General features: G+C 34.5%; 17 protein-coding genes and 2 pseudogenes. 10 read left to right on the forward strand and 9 right to left on the reverse strand.

What is annotated here, in order from left to right; translation table 11 throughout:
- The 5 genes and pseudogenes from LEM02_RS03170 to fxsT all read left to right on the forward strand — a co-directional run.
- Positions 1–856, forward strand: an 856-nt coding sequence (locus LEM02_RS03170) for a hypothetical protein (RefSeq protein ID WP_226079697.1), incomplete at its 5' end; no start/stop codon positions are given.
- 4 nt (positions 857–860) lie between these two features.
- A complete protein-coding gene (locus LEM02_RS03175) occupies positions 861–1,055 on the forward strand; it encodes a hypothetical protein (protein ID WP_226079698.1) in 195 nt (64 codons plus the stop codon).
- A complete protein-coding gene (locus LEM02_RS03180; RefSeq protein WP_226079699.1) occupies positions 1,052–2,470 on the forward strand; it encodes a hypothetical protein in 1,419 nt (472 codons plus the stop codon). The genes LEM02_RS03175 and LEM02_RS03180 overlap by 4 nt, the downstream gene beginning before the upstream one ends.
- Positions 2,471–2,753: 283 nt before the next feature.
- Positions 2,754–3,767: an IS110 family RNA-guided transposase gene (locus LEM02_RS03185; RefSeq protein ID WP_226079700.1), complete on the forward strand. Its 1,014-nt coding sequence runs from the start codon at positions 2,754–2,756 to the stop codon at positions 3,765–3,767.
- 69 nt (positions 3,768–3,836) lie between these two features.
- Positions 3,837–10,547, forward strand: a pseudogene (fxsT, locus tag LEM02_RS03190) (FxSxx-COOH system tetratricopeptide repeat protein); the annotation flags it as partial.
- 304 nt (positions 10,548–10,851) lie between these two features.
- Here the strand turns inward: fxsT and LEM02_RS03195 are convergent.
- Positions 10,852–10,944, reverse strand: a pseudogene (locus tag LEM02_RS03195) (Rpn family recombination-promoting nuclease/putative transposase); the annotation flags it as partial.
- A 71-nt stretch (positions 10,945–11,015) separates the two neighbouring features.
- On the opposite strand from LEM02_RS03195, the gene LEM02_RS03200 reads away from it, so the two are divergent.
- Positions 11,016–12,248: an IS256 family transposase gene (locus LEM02_RS03200; protein WP_226079221.1), complete on the forward strand. Its 1,233-nt coding sequence runs from the start codon at positions 11,016–11,018 to the stop codon at positions 12,246–12,248.
- A 511-nt stretch (positions 12,249–12,759) separates the two neighbouring features.
- Here LEM02_RS03200 and LEM02_RS03205 read toward each other — a convergent pair.
- The 7 genes from LEM02_RS03205 to pgsA all read right to left on the reverse strand — a co-directional run bounded on the left by LEM02_RS03205 (position 12,760) and on the right by pgsA (position 18,181).
- Entirely contained in the window at positions 12,760–13,044 is a 285-nt protein-coding gene (locus tag LEM02_RS03205) for a SemiSWEET family sugar transporter (protein ID WP_226079702.1), read from the reverse strand.
- 121 nt (positions 13,045–13,165) lie between these two features.
- Entirely contained in the window at positions 13,166–14,035 is an 870-nt protein-coding gene (locus LEM02_RS03210) for an SPFH domain-containing protein (protein ID WP_226079704.1), read from the reverse strand.
- Entirely contained in the window at positions 14,019–15,059 is a 1,041-nt protein-coding gene (locus LEM02_RS03215) for a M23 family metallopeptidase (RefSeq protein WP_226079706.1), read from the reverse strand. Before LEM02_RS03215 ends, LEM02_RS03210 begins: the two co-directional genes overlap by 17 nt.
- Positions 15,056–15,796: a YebC/PmpR family DNA-binding transcriptional regulator gene (locus LEM02_RS03220; RefSeq protein ID WP_226079707.1), complete on the reverse strand. Its 741-nt coding sequence runs from the start codon at positions 15,794–15,796 to the stop codon at positions 15,056–15,058. The genes LEM02_RS03215 and LEM02_RS03220 overlap by 4 nt, the downstream gene beginning before the upstream one ends.
- 7 nt (positions 15,797–15,803) lie before the next feature.
- Positions 15,804–16,481, reverse strand: coding sequence for an outer membrane protein assembly factor BamD (gene bamD, locus LEM02_RS03225; protein ID WP_226079870.1), 678 nt, complete (start codon positions 16,479–16,481; stop codon positions 15,804–15,806).
- Between the two features lie 67 nt (positions 16,482–16,548).
- On the reverse strand, positions 16,549–17,538 hold the full coding sequence (locus LEM02_RS03230; RefSeq protein ID WP_226079708.1) for a hypothetical protein: 990 nt from the start codon (positions 17,536–17,538) through the stop codon (positions 16,549–16,551).
- Positions 17,539–17,638: 100 nt separating this feature from the next.
- Positions 17,639–18,181 carry a CDP-diacylglycerol--glycerol-3-phosphate 3-phosphatidyltransferase gene (gene pgsA, locus LEM02_RS03235; RefSeq protein ID WP_006012406.1) on the reverse strand — a complete coding sequence of 181 codons (543 nt, stop codon included), beginning with the start codon at positions 18,179–18,181 and terminating at the stop codon, positions 17,639–17,641.
- Between the two features lie 127 nt (positions 18,182–18,308).
- Here pgsA and LEM02_RS03240 point away from each other — a divergent pair, with 127 nt between their 5' ends.
- The 3 genes from LEM02_RS03240 to grxD are packed head-to-tail and all read left to right on the forward strand — an operon-like array spanning position 18,309 to position 20,225.
- Positions 18,309–19,628, forward strand: coding sequence for a malic enzyme-like NAD(P)-binding protein (locus tag LEM02_RS03240; RefSeq protein WP_226079709.1), 1,320 nt, complete (start codon positions 18,309–18,311; stop codon positions 19,626–19,628).
- A 38-nt stretch (positions 19,629–19,666) separates the two neighbouring features.
- Positions 19,667–19,885, forward strand: a complete 219-nt coding sequence (locus tag LEM02_RS03245; protein ID WP_006012412.1) for a BolA/IbaG family iron-sulfur metabolism protein — start codon at positions 19,667–19,669, stop codon at positions 19,883–19,885.
- Between the two features lie 16 nt (positions 19,886–19,901).
- A complete protein-coding gene (grxD, locus tag LEM02_RS03250) occupies positions 19,902–20,225 on the forward strand; it encodes a Grx4 family monothiol glutaredoxin (protein WP_226079710.1) in 324 nt (107 codons plus the stop codon).
- 249 nt (positions 20,226–20,474) lie between these two features.
- Here the strand turns inward: grxD and LEM02_RS03255 are convergent, their stop codons facing one another.
- Entirely contained in the window at positions 20,475–21,509 is a 1,035-nt protein-coding gene (locus LEM02_RS03255) for an efflux RND transporter periplasmic adaptor subunit (RefSeq protein WP_226079711.1), read from the reverse strand.
- Between the two features lie 261 nt (positions 21,510–21,770).
- Between LEM02_RS03255 and LEM02_RS03260 the strand changes: the two genes are divergently transcribed.
- Positions 21,771–22,034, forward strand: coding sequence for a hypothetical protein (locus tag LEM02_RS03260; protein ID WP_226079712.1), 264 nt, complete (start codon positions 21,771–21,773; stop codon positions 22,032–22,034).
- Positions 22,035–22,240 lie beyond the last annotated feature (206 nt).

A 22,240-nucleotide genomic window follows, 5' to 3' on the forward strand; every position in this document is an offset into this window, starting at 1 on the left:
TTATATTGAGCCAAAAGATATAAAGATAGATGGAACAGCAACACGTATAGAATGGCCACCAGTGTTTTGCCATGCAGGAGAGGAGTATGCAATAGTACTGCTTACTGATGATCCTGGTACTGCAGTCAAAATAGCAGAACTTGGCAAATATGATGCAGTAAATAGCCGTTGGGTAACAAGTCAGCCATATCAAGTAGGAGTATTACTATCATCGAGCAATGCAAGCACCTGGACTCCACATCAAAATTTAGATTTAACGTTTCGACTACTAGCTGCAAAATTTAGTGAAGTTTCTCATGTTGTTGATCTGGGCAAAGTTACTGTAAATAATGTATCAGATTTAATTGTTTTGACGAACGTCGAAAAAGTAGCATTTGATACCAATGTAGAATTTATCTTAACAGATGAAGAGGGAAGAGAAAACTTTTTGTCTGATAATTTACCGCTCGCACTGCGTGAAAGACTATCTGGAGAGTTAACAGTAAAGGCAAATTTAAAAGGGTCAAAAGAAAAAAGTCCAGTGCTATATCCTGGGTTACAGCTAGTTCTGGGAAATATAGGGGAAGAAGGAGATTATGTCACGAGGAGCATTACCGCAGGAGCTAACACTAAAATTACCATAACGTATGATGCATTAATACCTGGTACTGCAGATGTAAAATCATATGTGGAACAAAGCGCTAAAGGATGGCAATTAGTAGATTTAACAGCAGGAAAACCAATTGGAGAAAATTGGGTAGAGAGAGTCCACATACTGACAAACTTTAATGGCAATGAGACAAGGATAAAATTAGTTTTAAGTGGAACAGTTGTCTATCGTCCTAAAGTCAAAAATTTGCGAGTGATTATTACTTGAATCAATGCCAAATGACCAAAGCAAACGAGGATATACACTACCACATCCAGAAAATATTGCTGTGCAGGATGTTGTTCGTATCCGTACCACAATTGAGAAAATAGATGAAGATATTACCGAAAGAGAAGATGAGCATAATCAACTTAAGAGTAATTTTGAGCGGTTTAATTTTGAGACTTTTTTAAATTTTTGGGAATGAAAGAAGCAATATACCAAAGGATAAAGGATTTAGCAGCAAGTAGCACACCTGATCAACTGGCATATCTTGCAAAATCGCTGGAATTGATAGCAGATAAAAAAGCTATTGCTGACATTGTGCAGATGACTGAGGTAAAAGAGATAATTGATGCACTACAAAAGAGGCTTAAGGATTTAGCAGAAAACAGTACACCAGATCAATTAGCATATCTTGCTAAAGCATTGGAATCAATAGTCGACAAAAGTGCAGTTTCTGAAATTGTACAGATGACTGATGGTAAGCTAAAAGAACTTCTTGATAGTGCAAAAAAACACTTAACTGATCTGGATACTAAAAAAACTAGCTCTTTAGCAATGATCTCTGAATCAGAGAAGCAGTTATTAAAGAGAATTGATGAAAAAGGAACAACAAATTTATCACTACTTGATACGAGAAAGAATGCAAATATTGCAGCAATAAATAGCATTAGTAACAGTCATAAAGATGGTCTTAAAGGTTTAGTAGAAGATTTTCGTGCTGTTAATAATGTACCATCTGGCTCATCAATTATAGGAGAAATAGAAACTCGAATTAAAAACATCTCTAATGAGGTAAAAACTCGGGATGAACAGTTAAAAGTGTCTCTTATAAATGAAATAAGAAAGCGCAACATGGTTGAATCAGGGTCATTACCTTTCTTATTTGGTGTACTTGGCAGAAAAAATAATTACTTTGGCCACGGAACTTTTATGACAGAGCTTGGAAAGTGGAGTAGTGATATAACAAAAACCGACTATATGTTGCAATTACTAGCAGGTAGCCATATATACGATACAGATTACGTTAGTTTTTATCGGCCAAGACAACTCAGTTTTATAGAGGGAAGCAAGGGAACATTTATTTACGGAGAGTTATACACAAACAGTTTTTCTGGTAGTTATGATCAAATATACTATTACCCATATGCTGCACTTGGAGTAGTATTTATAAAAAATACAACGAATGTGAACATAAATAAAACTATAGAGTTTGTTGGATCATCGTATTCGAGTACGGAGTATGGAGGTGCAGGATTATTTGTGGGAACTCCTGATAATACTAATTCTAATAAATCAAGAATTTCAAGAATAATATGGAAAAATGTTTACCAATACACGAGTTCTGATAGCAAGTTAGCCGGATCTGGCAATGTAGAAATTCCAGCAGGAAAAACAGTTGCAATATTACTTTACACATCATCTTATTTATATTCCAGAACAAAAGTTAGTGAAGGTGTGCTCTCAGGTAATGTATATACCTATGGTCAATTTATTCAGTGGGGGATTTATAACATACGTAGCAATGTTCTAACTACAGGACTTGAAGTAGATGTGGAGAGAACGCTAAAAGCTTGGCAATGTCCAGGGTTATCTAGCACATGTGAGATTTGGCAGTAAATTAAATAGGGAGGGAGATGATATGAATTGTTATTGCTTGGTTGGAAGCATGAGAAGGTATAATAACTTCTCAGAGTGGATAGGTGGCAGGTTGAAAGTTTTTGTGAGGCCCTTTCTGCTTTTTGCAGTATACAGGAAAAAGACCTCGTGAGGGAGATTAATCGCCCCTGCCACCGAAAACCATCATGCGGCCTATAAAATTTAGTGACCGCGTATAGGAGAATGGACCAACCGGTAATATTCTACTCTGATATATTGGAGTATTCAATAAGAGGGAAAATTTATGCGTTATATAGGTGTTGATTTACATACTAATAGTTTTACTGTTTGTTATTTAGAACAGGAAAAACCAGAGCATATTAAAACATTTCGCTTACAGGATTTAGATAAATTTATTAAAGATCTTCGAGAAACAGATGAAGTAGCTTTTGAAGCAACAGGGAATAGCTGTTTCTTTTATGATGAAGTGTCACCCTGCGTTAAGCGTGTTGTTGTGGTTGCTCCCTTGCAATTTGAAGTTATTCGTCGTTCTGTAAATAAAACAGATAAACATGATGCAAGAGCTATTGCTTTTTTTCTCAGCAAAGATATGTTGCCTGAAGCAAAATGCAAGAGCAAACAATGCCAACAGTTAGCTTCTCTTCTTAAAACAAGAGATCAGTTAGTAAAATCACGGGTATCTTTAATCAATAAAATGCATGGACTTTTCAATTACCACGGAATAAAGATTAAAAAGGAAGTACTGACAACCAAAACGGGATTTGAACGCTCTCTAGGTAAACGTGATTGGAGTTACTTGGAAAAGGTTGAGATTGAAGTAATTAGCAGTAACCTGGAAGTTATTCGAGAAAGTCTCAAAAAACTTGAAAAGGAAATGATAGCTTTTGCCAAACAGCTCCCTGGATTTAATAATCTCATCAGTATTAAAGGCATTGGTGCAATTTCTGCAGCTGTCTTTGTTGCAACAATTGGTGATATTAATAATTTTAGTAATCCAGAAAAACTGACAGCTTATTTTGGAATTGTACCACGAGTTTCTCAATCTAATCAACAATGTACAATTGGAAAGATTACCAAACGTGGACCGAAAATAGGTCGTACTTCTTTAGTACAGTGTACTTGGATTGCTATACGTTATAGCCCTTATTTGAGAAGCTTTTATGAACATGTGAAAAAAAAGCGTGGTGCTGCTAAGGCTATTACTGCAACTGCTAGGAAGTTTCTAACAACCATTTTCTATACTCTTAAAAACAACTGGGTTTTCAAAGATTTTACAAAATATGAAATTTATAGTTGACAACAATCATAGGAGACAAATCTAATTAAAGTAAGGCGAGTAGAAAATTATGAGGAAATAGTTGAAGCAATAAAACAAAGTGCTGAAGAAAACTTGAATGAATTAGGCGATTATATAGATAGAAATTTTAATGAGCTATTAAGTTACATAGAAAGTAATCAAAACGAGGTTAAGAAAGTCTTTAGTGAGTTAATCAAGCAACATCGGCAAGCTAGTGAAGAAATAGCAAACTCTATTGCAGAGGGAAGAGAAGAAAATAAAGAAGGCTTCAAGCAAGTAGGTCAAAAGCTTGATGAAATACATAGTACGATTGTAGCAGGGCAGGAAAATAGACAAGTAAAGGAGCCAATTTGGTTTGATGTGAAAAGGCCAGTAAGTTTATTTACTGGGAGAAAAGAAGAATTGATTGATCTACATAATAAGATACAACGTAATTCAGGAAAGGTAACAGTAATATCACAAATAACTTCAATTAGCGGGTTAGGGGGAATAGGTAAAACTGAGCTAGCTAGAAGATATATTCAAGAATATAGTAACGATTATTATAACAATGTTATATGGATCAATGCTGAAAGCGAGGTAACTCTTATTGAATCATTTACTCGATTAGCGAAGGATAAACTAAGAATTGATACAAAAGATACAAATGGAGAAGAAAAGGATATACAAGCTATCGTAGAAGAGGTTTATGAATTTTTCAGTAATAGCAAAAGCTTGTTTATTTTTGATGATGCCGAAAAAAGTAATTATTTGAATAAGTTTTTACCACTACATGATTTATTACCGGGTGGTAATAGACCTTATATTTTAATTACTTCTCGTAATCGAGAGTGGGAAAGGGGGATAGAAGTTATTAATCTCAACGAATTAAAGTCAGAAGAAGCGATAGAATTTGTAAAAAAGGGCTTGAGTATAGAAGATGAATCTCAAAATGAAAAGATAAAAGCTTTAGTAGAAAAGTTACAACACTTTCCTTTAGCTATGCAGCAAGCGATAGCATATATTGAAGATCAAAGAGTTACTAGGGAATTTGATATAAATGATTATCTGAACGAATATGAAAAGAAGACAAAAGACTTGCTTAATTATGAAGCATTTAAAGGAATTGATAATGACTATGCAAAAACAACTTTTACAACTTGGAAGATTACAACCGATAAAATAGCAAGCGATAGAGAGAATGGAAAATTAGCTTTAAGGATTCTTAATATTATATCTTATCTTGCACCTGACAAAATTAGCAGAGAAGTATTTTTAGGTTTGACAGGGATTGGTGAGGAGGAATTAAGGTCAGCTGTTCGTTTGCTCATAAAATATTCTGTGGTGAATGGTGAACAAAAGCAAAGTGTGTTGAGTACTCATAAATTAGCTCAAGAAGTGACAAGAATAGAATTAGAAGAAGAAGGTAAAAGTGAGGAGGTTATGAAAGAGACTTTCGAGCTTCTCAGAGTAAGTTTTCCTTATGGTAGTGATAAATTAGAAGACTATGTCAAAAGACGACAATTATTACCGCACTTAGAGGCATTTTTATCATATATAGATAATTGGTTAAAAAAGAACCCTGAAGATAAACAAAAAATGGAAGAAGATTATCTTGAGGATTTGTTAATACGAATGAATGGTGGGTATTTTAACTTGGGTAATCCTCAAAGACAAAAGGAATTGCTAGAAAGGGCGTTACCTATTTTAGAGAGTCGTTATGGAAAAGGACACTTTGAAGTGGCTAGAGCTCTAGTAAACTTGAGTATCAGTTATGGAGCTTTAGGTGATGCCCAGGGAGCAAAAGAGTTACTAGAAAGGGCTTTACCTATTTTAGAGAATCATTACGGAGAAGATCATTTTGAAGTGGCTATAGCTCTAGTAAACCTGAGTGTCACTTATGGAGTTTTAGGTAATTATCAGAAAACAAAAAAGTTGCTAGAAAAGGCTTTGCCTATTTTAAAGAAACATTATGGAGAAGATCATTTTGAAGTAGCTAAGATACTAGTAAACTTAGGTGTTACTTATGGAGCTTTAGGTGATCATCAGAAAGTAAAAGAGTTGATAAAAAAGGCTTTACCTATTATAGAGGATCGTTACGGAGAAGATCATTTTGAAGTAGCTAAGACGCTAGTAAACTTAGGTATTACTTATGGAGTTTTAGGTGATCATCAGGAAGTAAAAAAGCTGCTAGAAAAGGCATTACCTATTATAGAGAATCATTACGGAGAAGATCATTTTGAAGTGGCTAGAGCTCTAATAAACCTGAGTGTCAGTTATGGAGCTTTAGGTGATCATCAGAAAGCAAAAGAGTTGCTAGAAAGGATACTACCTATTTTAGAGAATCATTATGGAGAAGATCACTTTGAAGTAGCTAAAACAATAATAAGCCTGAGTATCAGTTATGGAGCTTTAGATGATTATCATAAACAAGCGGAGTTGCTAGAAAGGGCTTTACCTATCTTAGAGAATCATTATGGAGAAGATCATTTTGAGGTAGCTAAAACGCTAGTAAACTTAGGTGTTACTTATGGAGCTTTAGGTGATTATCAGGAAGCAAAAGAGGTGCTAGAAAAGGCATTACCTATTGTAGAGAATCATTACGGAGAAGATCATTTTGAAGTGGCTAGAGCTCTAGTAAGCCTGAGTATCAGTTGTGGAGCTTTAGATGATTATCATAAACAAGCGGAGTTTCTAGAGAGAGCGTTACCTATTTTAGAAAATTATTATGGGGCAAACCATTTTGAAGTAGGAATAACTCTAAAAAATTTAGGTATTGCTTGTCTAGCTTTAGGTGATGCTCAGGAAGCAAAAGAGGTGCTAGAAAAGGCATTACCTATTATAGAGAATCATTATGGGGAAGATCTTTTTAAGGTAGCTGAAGTACTAATGAACCTAAGTATCAGCTATGGAGCTTTAAATGACTATCGGAAACAAAAGGAATTGCTAGAAAGGGCTTTGCCTATTTTAGAGAAGCATCACGGAGAAGATCATTTTGAAGTAGCTATAGCTTTAGAAAATTTAGCTTCTGCTGATAAAGCTTTAGGTAATGATCGGAAAGCAGAAAAGTTGCTAGAAAGGGCTGCTAAAATATATCAAAGAGGTAAAACTTTAGTTGAAGAATGTTTGCCGAGCACAAGTTCAGGAAGGAGTAAAAGAGAAGCAAAGATTGGGGAATGTGAACTGTCTTGGGAAGACGTAGATAAATTTAATACAGAAAAGGATGAGAAAAGAGATTTTAGTAAAATTAAAATCGATAGTGAGAAGTTCGTTAATTATATTAAAGATCTACCAGAGAGAAAGCATTTTCAGCTAATTGAGCTAGCAGATAAAGTTGAAGTTACAGGTAGGTTTCGCGATTTAGTCAATAAGCTTACTAGTAATCAAAAAGTCATGAATCATTTAAATAGAGTAAAAAAAATCTCCAGTATAGCTATGCATGGAATGATGGCTAAAAATGTTCTAGCTGACTTTTTAAATGGAGATTATGAAGGTGTGGCAATTAATGTTGGCTTTATTGCCGGTGGTCAAGGATTTGCTAAAGTTGCTGAAGTTGCATCTCGTAAAGGATTAAATTTACTCTCAGAAGGAAAAATATTACTTGGTAGATCTTTAAAAGTAGCATCACCTTTACTTGCTCAAGGTACTTCTGCTTTTATTATTTATGATCTAGTAAATCAGATAAAAGCATTTAAAAATGGAACGAAAGAAGCACTGGTTGGCATAGTAGAAGATAGTATTTACTTAGGAGTTGACGCTGCAGAGATTGGGATTGAAGTTGCTGAAGCTTTTGAAGTATTAGAAGGAGTATCAAGTATTACTGGACCTATTGGAGCAGGAGTTGGCGCTGTAGTATTTGTTGGCACTGATGTTTACATGGCAGTAAAGAGAGTTGATAAAATTGATCAACTTATTCACTTAAGTGAAAGAGAAAAATTTATTGAAGGATTGCGTGCGTTTATAGGTATGCAACCTGAACAATATATAGAAGAGTTAATGGAGGAAAAACAACTTTATAACCAATTAGTTAAGCAAGGATTTGAGTATTTAAAGGAGCATAGTGATATTCAAAGCTATGTCTTTCCTACTGGTAAATCAGTTGTAGATTTTTGTCATAAAGTGCTATACCCAGCACTAAGTGGAATGACACCACGTTATTATACTGAAAAATGCACAACTAAATTTGAGATAGATTTAGACAGTACAGTATTACTTGATAGAAAAAGAACCAATATAAAATGGAGTAGAGCAAGACCAGATGATCCAAGTGGAGGAAAATTGCTTTGTTTACCACAGGAAAATGACGAACCTGCGCCAAGTTATGGCTCATATTTATGTGAAAATGCAATTGGTTTATCTAATAACAAAACAGAAGGGTATACTTTAATTAATTTAGGAGAAGGTGAAGATTATGCCAGAGGATTCAAGAATAGCCCAAACATGTTTGTAGTGAACGATGGGTTTAAAAGATATTATGGAGGAAATAAGAATGATATATTTATTTTTCAGGAAGGTCTTACAGAAGGATATTTGCATGGGGAAGGTGGAATTGATACCTTAGATCTGACTGAATTTGCTCAAGAAGTCGTAGTTATAAGCGTTTACTTAAATACAAGTATTGGTTATGTAGTATATAATCACCATGGTTATCATCGCTTTAAAATTAATTCATTGGAAAGAGTGCTTGGCAGAAAAGCTAAGGCAGATCGTATATTTAGTGCATGTGAAACTAAATTTGTAGATGGTAATGGTGGTGAGGAAGATCAACTTGATTATGTAAAGATAGAAAATAATAACTGTTACTATGATATACAAGTAATAGTTAGGAATTACACTGAAGTAGATAATATGGCACTAAAGGGTAACTTTAGCTATATTGTACCATTTCAAAAAGGTAGCGCATCTGTTAAATTACTTACTAATTTGGAAAGTAATCATAGGTTTATATTCGATTACTTGCTTCCTGATATTCAGAGTGTTGATATTGAAGGTCAAAATAGTATAAGGTTCGATTTTTTTCCAAAAGTAGCAAATGGCAACTTTAATGTAACTATCTTATATAATATAATAAACAATATAACCTATCAATTAAAAGACGGAACCGAAATAAAAGTAAGTAAGGAAAGAAATTTATATGCAATACAGAGTGCTAATACAACCATTGACAAAATTATAGAAAGTTATCCAGCTATAGCAAATAAACTCAATATGACTATCGCTGTTCAATCTGATAATGAATCTATACTTGTTGGCCATGGGAAATGTGAGGTACTCCGCAATAATCCAATCCATAACAGTCACTTAATTGGAAATGGTGGTGAGAATATATACGTAATTACTATAGCTTCAGGTGAGCAAAGATATGAACATAGTGTTTTTTCTATACCACAAGTAAACATCTACAATCTTGATAGAGCAAGTTCTATAGATACGTTAGATTTACGTAATGTGGTAAAAATAATACAAGATGATTTAAAAGTGCATATTAGTTTGCCGAGAATTTATCAAGATGGAAATGATTTGCTAGTTAAGTTAGAAGCAGAAAATATGGAACAAAATTTTTCAGCAGTAGAAGTGCTAACAGTAAGATTAAAAGACGGTTTGGATTGGTATCAAAAGCTTCATATTATCTCAGATAATGCGCTTATGAAAATCAGTTCTGAATTAGAATTAAAACCACTACCTTTGATATTTGGAAAGGATAAGGAGATTATTGTGGTAACCGTTCAAGATGTGGAGGAAGGTACTGAGCTTATCACGCCTAGAAAAGGAGGAAACTATACTTTTGTTCGTAACAATTTCCGTGATTTAATAATAACTAATGCTTTTGACTCGACTATTACTAGAGATGATCTTTGCAGTATTACACTTAATAAATTCTATAAAATACCTAAAATGAAAACGTTATCAATAAAATTTGCTGATAAAGAGATAATGTTAAAAGATCATCAGAAAGAAATAAGTACGGCAAGAGATATAAATATTGTAAAAAGAGAGTATAATGAGCAATTATATAATGATGTTTTCAATCGTAGTGAACAAGTTATGTTATCTGATCAACCTCATAGACATAGGCGGCACATTAGAAATCGTAGAAGTGAATACACAATGAGTAGTGGTACAAGATCATCTTCATGGATAAATGGTTTGTTTGGTTGGGTAAAGAGCTCTATAGGAGGGTTGTTAAGTTTTAAACCTGAACAAACATCAAGCACTCCAAGTCCAATCTCACAAGTAGATGCAAAAATGGATGTAAATGGTACGATAATGTTACTTGACGTGCTCGTTAGAAAAGTTACAGGTCAAAAGTATATTTCTACAGGAGATCGATCTATATCTCCACTAGAGGCACAGGAATATACACTCAATATTACAAAGGGATTTGAGAAAGTAGTAGAGCAAGCTGGATTAAAAAGTGGTGTATCAATGCATCGATTAAATATTGATTATATGGGAATGCAAAAAGAGATTACTAGAAAAGTCATGAGTGGTAAATTTAATGAGATTTCAGGTATTTTAAAATCATATGTAGGGAAAGCATGTCCTGGTGAAGAAGCTGGTAAATTAAGTACGAAGAAATTTGACAAGTTTATAGCGCAATTTGATAAGGGCCTGCTAAATCAATCAATAGAGCAGATATTACACAACAGAGATGGTAGATTAGAAGTTGATGATACAAAGCAAATGAGTTTAGAGCCTCAAAGTTATTTAAGTAATGCTTCTGTTCAAAGCCATCCAAAAGCATCAACTTGTCTTTCTGAGATAGGAGTAACCAAGCTTGGAGGTAATATCAATAGGTAGGTTATAATATAAGAGGTAATATGCCAAGTAGTGAAAAATTTAAAGTGAAGGTAGCAAAATTAGCCAAAATAATTAGGGATACCAGACCAAGTTTGATGGTCCTAATACTAAGAATGTGTTTTCCATATTGAACTTACAGCACGTAGCTTTGATATAGAAGTTTGGGTAACGTTATGATAGTAATTTATATAATTCTATGTGCAATCTTCATAGCTGTTTTAGACAGTTCATTAGACTCTTAATTAGGGGATATTTCTCACTTAGAAAAGGTTTTCATAAATGTTAAAGTGAATAAGTAGGGATATTATGCTTTTTTCTTAAGTTGCAAAATTTCAGAATGAGAGAGACCAGTAATTTGAGCTATAACATCAATAGAGACACCGGCCTTGAGTGAGTTGGGAGTGTTAAATAAACTGTGTCAAACCAAGAAATAAAAATATAATTGATATAAAAAAATGGAGGTTTGACATGAGTCAAGTAAACAGAACTACCGGTTTGGTAGACTATAAAGAACTGGAAGCAAATATTCTATCATCGATAAGAGAAGGAAGGCCGCTGACGGGAAGAGATGGAGCATTAACACCGTTTATAAAAAGGTTGCTAGAGGCAAGTCTGGAAGGTGAAATAGAAAGCCACATGTCAGCTAAAAGTGAAGAAAATAACCGAAGAAATGGGAGAAACGCAAAAACTTTACGCACGAGTGGAGGCTCATTTGAGTTGTTAACACCTAGAGACAGGGAAGGAAGCTTTGAACCCCAAATAGTTAGAAAAAGACAAACAAGCCTACATCCAGAACTTGAAGCAAAGGTCTTAAGCACATTTGCCAGTGGCATGGGATACAGAGATATAGCGTCACATATTGAGGAAATTTACGATCACAAAATATCGGCGGCAGAGATATCAAGTATTACTGACAAACTGCTACCAGTAATCAACGAATGGCGTAGTCGTCCGCTGCAGTCTGTATATCCGATAGTTTTCATGGACGGAATATTTTTTAAAGTCAAGGAGGACGGGCATTGTGTAAGTAAATGTATGTATAATATATTAGGTATAGATCAAAATGGCAGAAAAGAAGTATTAGGTTTTTATTTAGCTGAAAGTGAAGGAGCTAACTTCTGGTTGGGAGTACTAAATGATCTCAAAGAGAGAGGAGTGGAAGATATTCTAATTGCATGTGTAGATGGGCTAAAAAGCTTTCCTGCAGCAATAAACGGTGTGTTCCCTAATGCAGAAGTGCAGATGTGTATAGTGCATCAGATACGTAACTCACTGAAGTATGTAGCTAGTAAAGATGCAAAGAGTTTTTTGAGTGATTTAAAGAAGGTATATCAAGCTTCAAGTAAGGAAATTGCCGAGAATTATCTGTTGGAATTAGATGAAAAATGGGGCACAAAGTACCCTATGGTTATAAAATCTTGGCAGAATAATTGGGAAAACCTATCTGGTTATTTTAAGTATTCCGATCCAGTTAGGAGGATAATCTATACTACTAATCCCATAGAGGGGCTACATAGGCAAATTAGGAAATTCACCAAAACCAAGGGCTCATTTACCAACACAAACGCCTTGTACAAACAGGTATATTGTGCTATAAAAAAAGTAGAGCAAAAATGGGTAATGGCTTTGCCTAATTGGGCATTAACTATATCTCAGCTCGATATTTTCTTTCCCAACAGATTGAAAATTCAGTTGAGCTAAAAATGTGGTTTGACACAGTTTATTTAACACTCCCTGATTCCAGCGTCACGCGCTGGAATGACACCTATTTGCTTTCATTGGTTCCTTTCTTATCATCCGAGTGGCCTTTTCTTTTCATTCAAGTAGCCGCGCTGTAGAATAAAATTTTTTATTTTAATGAAAAAATTGCTTCCGCATACTCAAGATGCCATTATAATGATAGTAGAGATATTTAGAGAGCTCAAAATCTATCTCGGTCTGCAGACCTTTTAACCAATTTTTCAATAAAAACTTTAGTGACATCTGTTGTATGTACACTCTGAATTTCTTTTATACAGGAGGATTTTATGCCTAGAATTCCAGATACTTGACCTTTACTTTAGCTAATAACAGGCGCCTGTAGTTTTTAGATTAGTGTTAACACGGTTTTTCTGCTTTTTTTACTTAATGTCTTAACTCAATACACACCAGAATCATTTACTGCTTCTAATAAATATAACATTGCTATCACTAACGATATTGTTGTTTTATGCTACAATGTAGATGACGCAGATTTTGCATCGTAATAACATTTTTGTATGATTAATGTTAAGTTAATTACTAGCCCAGCAATATTGCTAAGCACAATAAAAGTTAACCCCTCATAGAGACCATAGATAAGCCAAGAAAATGAACAAATAACAAAATTTACTAACATCAGCATCGATATATCACGAATAATTTTAGTGACATATGATTTATATACTTGAGGTAATAATCCAACTAGAGACGAAATTAACGCAATGAAACCGAAGCACTTTCCTACGCTTATATACATATACCATCCTTTTATTAATATATTAAATTTAAAATGTTGATAATATTAAATTTCTTTCGACCATTACTAAACTATAATAATGATATAGCTTAAACCAAAAAGAATTAAAAGTATACCTAAGCTAATTATTATCCAAACTAATAGTCGGCTGTGCATCCTGCTCAGAAATCAGAGCAACTAGCAAATTGTTTATCAATTGAACCTTTTGTTTTCCATCCAATTGTAAGCTTTTATTTTTTTCAAAATGGGCTATTACTTCTTCGATAATTCCTATTGCATTTTGCACTATATGCTTTCTTGCAGAGGTGATGGCATGCGCTTGTTGACGCCTCAGCATTGCTTGTGCAATCTCAGATGAATAGGCCAAATGCGATATTCTCGCTTCTGCAATTTCAATTCCAGCAATATTCAATCTTTGTTGTAGCATTGATCTCAATTCATTTGAAATTTTATCAGAATTTTTACGCAAAGATTCCTCATCGTTTTCGCTATCATACGGATAATTACTTGCCAGTTCTCTAATTACCGAGTCACTTTGCACAAAAACGAATTCATGATAATTATTAACATCATAATATGCCTTTGCAGGACTGCTCACTCTCCAAACAATTACTACTGAAATCTCTATCGGACTTCCATTAGCATCATTAACTTTAATTTTTTCTGTATTGATATTCTGAAATTTCAGAGAAACTCTATATTTACTCGAAAATGGAAGCGTTACGCATATTCCAGACTTAAAATAAGTTCCAATATAATGACCAAAAAACTCTATCACTCTTGCTTCATTAGGGTCATTAACAAAAAATGCCTGAAGAAAAGTCAAAATTGAAACAGCAGCAACTCCAAGTGCAATTGTGCTGTCATACACAAAAAGTACCAATAAAACTAATCCTAGTACTATTAGTACAGGAAAAGCCCGAATTTTACTTAGATTTCTATCATTTATTGTATTTTTATCTGTACTGTCTTCATCAGATTGCTTTTTCACTTGCACCCTCTCTGCTGATTATTTCATCTACCTTACTTACAAATAATTTAAACTCTCTTAATTCACGATCAGGCAACTTTACTTCAGTTCTACTTGCTATTGTAAGTGGATCAATGTGTTTACCATTATATATAACTTCGTAATGTAAATGGGGTCCTGTTGCAACACCAGTGCTGCCAACATAAGCAATGATTTGTCCCTGCTTTACTTTAGAGCCTAACTTTATATCGCTACTAAATTTGCTTATATGTGCGTAACAAGTTGAATATTTATTGTTGTGCTTTATTTTGATGTAATTCCCATAGCCACCATTCTTTCCTATATATTCTATTACACCTTCTGCAGTGGCGTGTATAGGAGTGCCAAGTTTAGCTGCATAATCTACTCCTTTATGAAAAGCAATTTTACTATGAATGGGATGCTTTCTATTACCAAAATTCGAGGATATACGAAAATCTCCGTTTAAAGGACTTACAAAAATTTCGCTACTCTTCAAGCTTACCCCCTCTTTATTAAAATACCTTTCTTTGCCGCTCTGTGATTCATAATGATACAAACTAATGGCCTTTTTATCTGTTATCAGTGAAGTATATAAAATTTTTTCTTCAGCTTTCTGATTACTCTCACACAGAACTTCCAACTTGCTTTTGGGCACAATGTCTTTTTTAAAATCTACACCATAATCTTTATATATGCTGATTAATCTCATTATTGTATCTGGCGCCAAACCTCCTGCATCAAAAAAAGAGGATTTTATGTCACTGGATATGAATAACAACTTTCTATCACTTTCTGTAGCTTTTTTTTTCCTGATCCCGTCTTGGAATAACACTGGAGAGTGGGTTAGTGTCATTTCAGTGCTTGACACTGGAATCCAGTTTTTTAATCGAAAATGTTGTATAGCGTGCTGTTTACAATCAATTTCCAGTGTCTGGGCACTGGAATGACAATAGTCTTTCTGCGCAAATGTTTCAGTTGCATATGCTGGTAAAATACAAAGCAGTGGAAGTATTACCAGCCTCATAGTTTATCAGCAAAAATAAAATTACCTTCAACATACTGCACATCATCATTATCTTCTAGCTCTTCAACTAATGTAGATAATTTATCAATTAATTCTTTGTCGCTAACTTCAATCAGGTCCTTTGGTTGCCATGAAAGACGAGCAAGTTCTGGTTCTCCAAATTTTGTATAGAAAGCGTCACGTACTTTACCAAAGTCTTTTACTTCACAAGTTATAACATATAATTCTTCTTTGTTATTTTCCTCAACATTCAATACTTCTAATTCAATTCCATAGTTAAATAAATCTTCAAAATTTATACCCTCTGCTTTATAGACAATTAAGCCTACATGATCGAAAAGGTAACTCACACATCCTGTTTCTCCCAAATTACCGCCTTTGCGAGAAAAGATATAACGTATCTCAGAAGCAGTTCGGTTGCGATTATTTGTCAGAGCATGGACAATAAGTGCAGCACCAGAAGGTCCGCAGCCTTCATATTGTATTTCTTCATAACTTTCTCCAGCAACGTTACCAGCTGCATTTTTTATTGCTGTTTCTATTTTATCTTTTGGTAGATTTTCCTTTCGCGCAGCAAAGATAGCAGAGCGAAGACGTGGATTGAGTTCGGGATCAGGCAGCCCTTGTTTTGCAGCAACTGTTATTTCCCTAATGAGCTTCGTAAATTTTTGCGAGCGCTTTGCATCCTGAGCACCTTTTCGATGTTTTATATTTGAAAACTGTGAATGACCAGCCATAAGAAAACTAATTCACCCCTTCTGCTAACATATTTTCATACTGCTCAGCTTCTAAGTCAAGGCCAAGAGCTAAGTGAGCTGTTATTAAATAACTAATAACTCTAGAAGAATATTTATCGCTTATCATATTTTGAAAACGCTTAATTGCTGCTAAATATTCACCACGCTTTAGGTAAAATTCACCAATAGAATACTCTTTTTTTGATATATGTTCTGTGATTAATTTTTCTTTTTCTTTGATCTCTTCTATATATTCGCTATTCGGAAAAAGATTAATATATTCAGTAGCTAGCTCTAAAGTTTTATATGCAATTTGTTGCCCAAGCTGCACTTTGTTAATTTGCATGTAATAAGATAATACTCTTAAGTAATATACATATGGCAAATCTTCACCATTTGGATAAACGTATATATAATCATCCATATCACTTGCAGCACCGCTGTATTTACCCATATTATAGTGAGAAACCCCAGACAATAATTTGGCTTTCATTGCCCAATAAGATAAAGGATACAAATCCTCTATCTTTTGAAATGCTCTAATAGCTTGCTTATATTTTTTCTGATCATAAAGCTTAACTGCCTCCTCATATAGTTCAGCTTCGGTGTGTTCCAGATCATTCCCATACGACTGCGTGAAGGGGCAAGTCAGAAGAAAAAAGCATATGATTAAAGTCTTATACATAAGATTTTTTTTGATCAAAATAAAGTATAGACTAAATATTACCTAAATAAACAAATTTTTGGCATTATCATCGAACGAAAAGCGGCTCTTGGCCACCATTACCTATATTGCTCGCACCACCACCTATTGCAACACCCTTTCCGCTCACTTCCACGTTCTCTAGCTTTTTACTATAAGAATGCGTAATCAATCCACTTCCTACCATCAAAAGAGCAATACCTACCAGACCTAAAGCAGGCCCAACAGCAGATGATGCTAATGCTACTCCAGAAATCAATATTATTCTCCTGATTAGTAATAAAGAAGAACCAGCGAGCATTAACTTAGCTGCAGACATATTGCTTGTCTTTTTTTCAGATTTCTCATCAAAGCCTTGCTCTTTTTCTACTTCAGAATTTTTATTTTTCTTGTACTCACGATAGCAAAAAGTAGCACTCGCTACAAAGTAAAATAGACTAGAAATTGAAAAAGCTACGTCTCCTATTACTCCTTGCTCCAATGCTTCGCTTACTATGCTAGCCACAATAACTAATGTAACTAAAGCAGCATCAGCATAGTTAAAGTAATCATCAACTGTATAAGGAATATCTCTCTTTTCTTTTTCTCCATCTTCAATATTCCCCAACTCTCGTTCTTTTTCTGCTATTTTTCTATTATTATAAATTAAATATAGTGTGCAAATAAGATATAAAATTGTAAAAGGTAATATAGTATGGCTCAATGCGCTACTTATAAGGCCAAGTAATACCTGATCGCTACATGTTTTTTCCAGTTCAATTGCCATCAACAATGCAAATGGAGCCATTGTTGCCAATGATACACATTTTCTATGCAGCTCTCTTTTTTTTAACGTTAATAACTCTTGTTCTAGCTTCTGCTTTTTTTTTCCTTCTTCAAGTATTAATAATTCTTGCTCAAGTTTTTTTCTCTTTTTTTCTTCTTCATCAACTGTTGACCAGAAATCTCGAAAAAAATCCTCTATTGTAGTATCTTTCTCAGAACTTGATCTCTTAAAGGAAGACTCAGTATTAAAGCTATCTATAATAATACCAGTCATACAAACTTGACTAATTTATAAACTAATACATTATACAGGATTTTAACTACTCAGTCAATATTGTGAAATTATTAACTTTCTTTGTATACTCTTAAGTAATTTAGTCAATCTGTTTGATGCCAGCTAGAACGTAATTATAGCCTGACCACATAGTCATAACAGCCGCAGCCCATAAGCAAACCACACCTATATATTTAGTTGCTTCATAATCACTCATTATTAACGCTACTATAGCAACCATCTGCAAAAATGTTTTAATTTTCCCAGCCTTACTCACAGGTAAACTAACGTTTGTAGCTATCAAGAACTCCCGCAAGCCTGAAACTAATATCTCCCTACAAACAATTATAACTGACGGTATAATTGTAATATCATCTATCTTATGCTTATAAACTAGCATGATTATTGTTGAAGCTACTACTAACTTGTCGGCAATTGGATCAAATAACTTGCCAAAATTCGATTGGACTTTCCATGCACGCGCTAAATAACCATCAAAAAAATCTGTAATGCACGCAAACATAAAGATCAATATTGTTATTAGACTTGCATACTTACTTTCTATATAAAAGCTTGATATTATTGCCGGTATCGCGAGCGCACGAGAAATTGTTAGCAAATTAGGCACGTTTTTCTTAAGCATGTCACATCACCCTACGTAGTAGATAAATTTATACAGAAGTACAATAGAGTTCACAAGCTAATAGTTGAACATTCATAAAAACCCCATATACTTAAAAAATTACTAACAATAAGCTCAAAGCATAAGAATGAATAATGATTTAGATAACACCACAAAACAAGAAGCACTGAAGTATCATAATAGGGGTGGTAAACCTGGTAAAGTATCGATTATACCAACAAAACCCTTATCCACACAGTATGACCTATCACTTGCTTATTCCCCTGGTGTTGCAGCCCCATGCCTTGCAATAGCTAAAAATCCTAAAGCGGTTTATGATTACACGGCAAAAAGCAATTATGTGGCTGTCATTTCAAATGGCACCGCAGTGCTGGGACTTGGCAATATCGGTCCTCTTGCTTCAAAACCCGTCATGGAAGGCAAAGCTGTTTTATTTAAGCGTTTTGCTGACATTGATGCAGTCGATATAGAAGTTGACACAGAAGATATAGAAAATTTCATCAATGCAGTAAGGTATCTTGGGCCAAGTTGGGGGGGAATAAATTTAGAAGATATAAAATCTCCTGATTGTTTCATAATAGAAAAACGTCTAAATGAATTGATGGATATTCCGGTTTTTCACGATGATCAACATGGAACTGCAGTAGTTGTTGCAGCTGGTATAGAAAATGCCCTCGATATTGCTGAAAAGAAATTAGAGAATGTCAAGATCATCATGAATGGAGCTGGAGCAGCTGGTATTGCGTGTTTGGAAATACTAAAGTCCATGGGCGCTAAGAACATAGTACTATGTGACAAACAAGGAGTAATACACAAAGACAGAAAAGAGGACATGAATGAGTGGAAGGGAAAATATGCAATTGACACTAAAGAACGTTCTCTACTTGATGCCATAAAAGGCGCTGATGTATTCATCGGACTCTCTGCAAAGGATGTGCTCAGCGAAGAGATGTTAAAAAGCATGGGTAAAGACCCGATCATTTTTGCTCTTGCTAACCCTGATCCAGAAGTAAGGCCTGAATTTGCAAAGTCTGTAAGGCCAGATGCAATAATTGCAACTGGTAGGTCAGACTATAACAACCAAGTCAATAACGTAATGGGATTTCCTTACATATTCAGAGGAGCACTTGATGTACATGCAACAACAATAAATGAAGAAATGAAAATTGCCGCTGCAGATGCAATAGCAAAGCTTGCCCACGAATCAGTGCCAAATGAGATATCTTCAGCCTACGGCGGTCGTAAAATGAGCTATGGACGTGAATATATAATACCTACTCCATTTGATCCAAGATTAATTTCTATAGTATCTCCTGCTGTTGCAAAAGCTGCAGTTACCTCAGGTGTGGCAAGAAAGGAAATAAAGGACTGGAATGAGTATGCAAGTCAACTAAAATCTCGTCTTGCTAGTGCTCTCAATACGCTCAATTTATTGTCTTCACAATAATCAATTGCATATTTTAGACTTATAATTAAAATAAACTGATGACTATTACAATTCATGAATTAGAGAAAATTATCAAACAGTCATTCCCTGACGCTGATATAAAGATTAAGGACCTTGCTGGAGATGATGATCACTACCATTTAAAAATAACTTCCAAGTGTTTTTCTGGAAAGACAAAAATAGAACAACACAGAATGGTATATAAGGCTCTTGAAGGTCAGTCTATACATGCATTGCAACTAGAAACTGGAGCTTAAAATTAAGGTGATATTTATGAACAATTTTGAACAAATAAAAAAAGACATAGCAGAAAACGATGTAGTGCTGTATATGAAAGGCACCTCTGACTTTCCTCAATGTGGATTCTCTGGACTCGTTGTGTCAATTCTCAAAGAATTGAATGTAAAGTTTAAATGCATCAACGTACTTGAGAATGATGAAATACGTCAGTCCATAAAAAGTTTTTCTGATTGGCCAACAATTCCACAATTATATATAAAGGGAGAATTTGTTGGTGGCTGTGATATTACCCGTGAGATGTATGAAAAAGGTGAATTACAAAATTTGTTAAAAGAAAAAAAGGTTGTTGCCGAGTAAGTTTACACAGCAGAGTGGCAAAATAAGGTAGGCGAGAAAAGACAACCATAGGAACAAATAGGTGTCATGCCAGTGCTTGACACTGGCATCCAGTCCTTTTGCACAAAAAACGTTGTAAGTGTCTACCAACTTAGTTGGATCCCAGTGTTAGCTACTTTCATGACAAGAAAAGAAGTGGGATTTTGAGTTTTTGATGAGATTATGGATTCCAGCACCACGCACTGGGATGACAGTCATGTTACATTCGAGTTATACCTTATCACCAGGCTTAACAGATAGATGGCCCAACGTTATTAACTTTATAGGCTTATTTTCGTTATTTGCGACTACCCAAACCCCATCATCTTCATGGTCAACAATTTCTATTGGTGTAAATACTACGTAATTATTGTCATCAACAATCTTTATTCCAAGAATACCATCGTCATTTAAGCTCAAAGCTGAAGAAGGAATTTTATATGCAAATCTTTCACCTGAAGGGAGGCTTACACTAGCAGTCAGTCCTTGCAAGGATATAATCTCATTATCAGTTACCTTTACCTCCACTCTATAAGATCCAGTTTTAGGCTCAGCAATTTTACTAATAAAACTCACTTCACCTACTAATTCCCTTCCGTCTAGCAAATTAATTTGCGCTGCACTACCTAGTTCTATTTTACTTACTTCATTTTCTGAAACATATAACACCACAAGAACCTGATCAAAATTAACTATGTCAGTTATCTTATGTCCAAGATTAACAAAATCCCCTTCATTTACGTTGATCTTATCTACATAACCATCAATAGGGGATTTAATCGCAGTATTTTCTAAATCCAACTCTAGCCTTTTTAGGTCAGCTTTTGCACTCTGCAATGCAGTAAAAGCTGCTTCCACTCTTATCTGTGCTCCATACCCTTTTGTATTCAATTTTCGAGAGGAATCATACTCAATTTCACGCTGATTTAATAAAGCTTTGGCTTTCTCAACTTGTGCAACTCTGTCATAATCTTCTATCTTTAAAATTACATCGCCTCTTTTTACTTTTTCACCATCAGACAAATAAATAGCAATAACTTGACCACTTGTTCTTGAAACAAGGCTTGCCCTATGCAAGGGATTTACTGTACCAGAAAAATTTAAATATACAGTGCGGTTTTGTGGAGTATACTCCTGAGTTTTTACTGAAAAACTACTAATTGGATTATCACTATGAACCGCCTGATCTTTTTTTAAAAATGTACTGTTGATAAAAAACAGTAGAATAAGAGCAATACCGGAAACGATGATTACTTTGTTTCTCATCCTTAAACAGTAAAATTTATTGACCAATCTTGTTAGAAATAACTGCATAAATTTTCGAATCAGAAGTATAAGTATAATACATCTATTGTCACTCTATAAACAGTTTTATGTGAGCAAATTTTCCTACAATAAGTATTTGCTAAAATGCAATTTTTAATCAAGAAACCTTATCCGAAAAGTTATTATGTCAGTATAAGAATTAACATTATATTAGCATATAAGTACTAACGTGGTGTTAGTTTTATAATTAAGGAGTATATTATGACAAATCCTATACTAAACCCTCCATTTCAATGGAAGGCACCTCATGATTGCTATAGAGAATGTGAAGAAAAGTCACCAGGTAATAGTTGGCAGGTAACAGCAGAGCAAAATAACTGCAAGTGGTACTGTCATCTGAAAGATACTCATGGCTTATTTAAATCTGATTCACAAGAAGAGTCGACACCTATTGATATAAGTAGTACATTCAGAGAGATTGGAAATAAATTCTATGATCTTGCAGATTCAGTGTCTGTTCTATAGTAAAATAAAGGATCAAAGTTCAATTAGTAAGTCTACTTTTGTAGACTTACTCTCTCATATTGACTCAACTGCAGAGCTGAAGTGCTAATGCCTGAGATTTTTTTTACTGACTTTCCGTATTTTCAGGAAGAGCAGATCCTATTAACTCTATCTTGGTCTGTTGTACCACAATGTTCGTACAGCAACTAAAAGGGTGTCATTCCAGC

The sequence above is a fragment of the Wolbachia endosymbiont of Tribolium confusum genome, from assembly GCF_020405475.1.
Classification (GTDB): domain Bacteria; phylum Pseudomonadota; class Alphaproteobacteria; order Rickettsiales; family Anaplasmataceae; genus Wolbachia.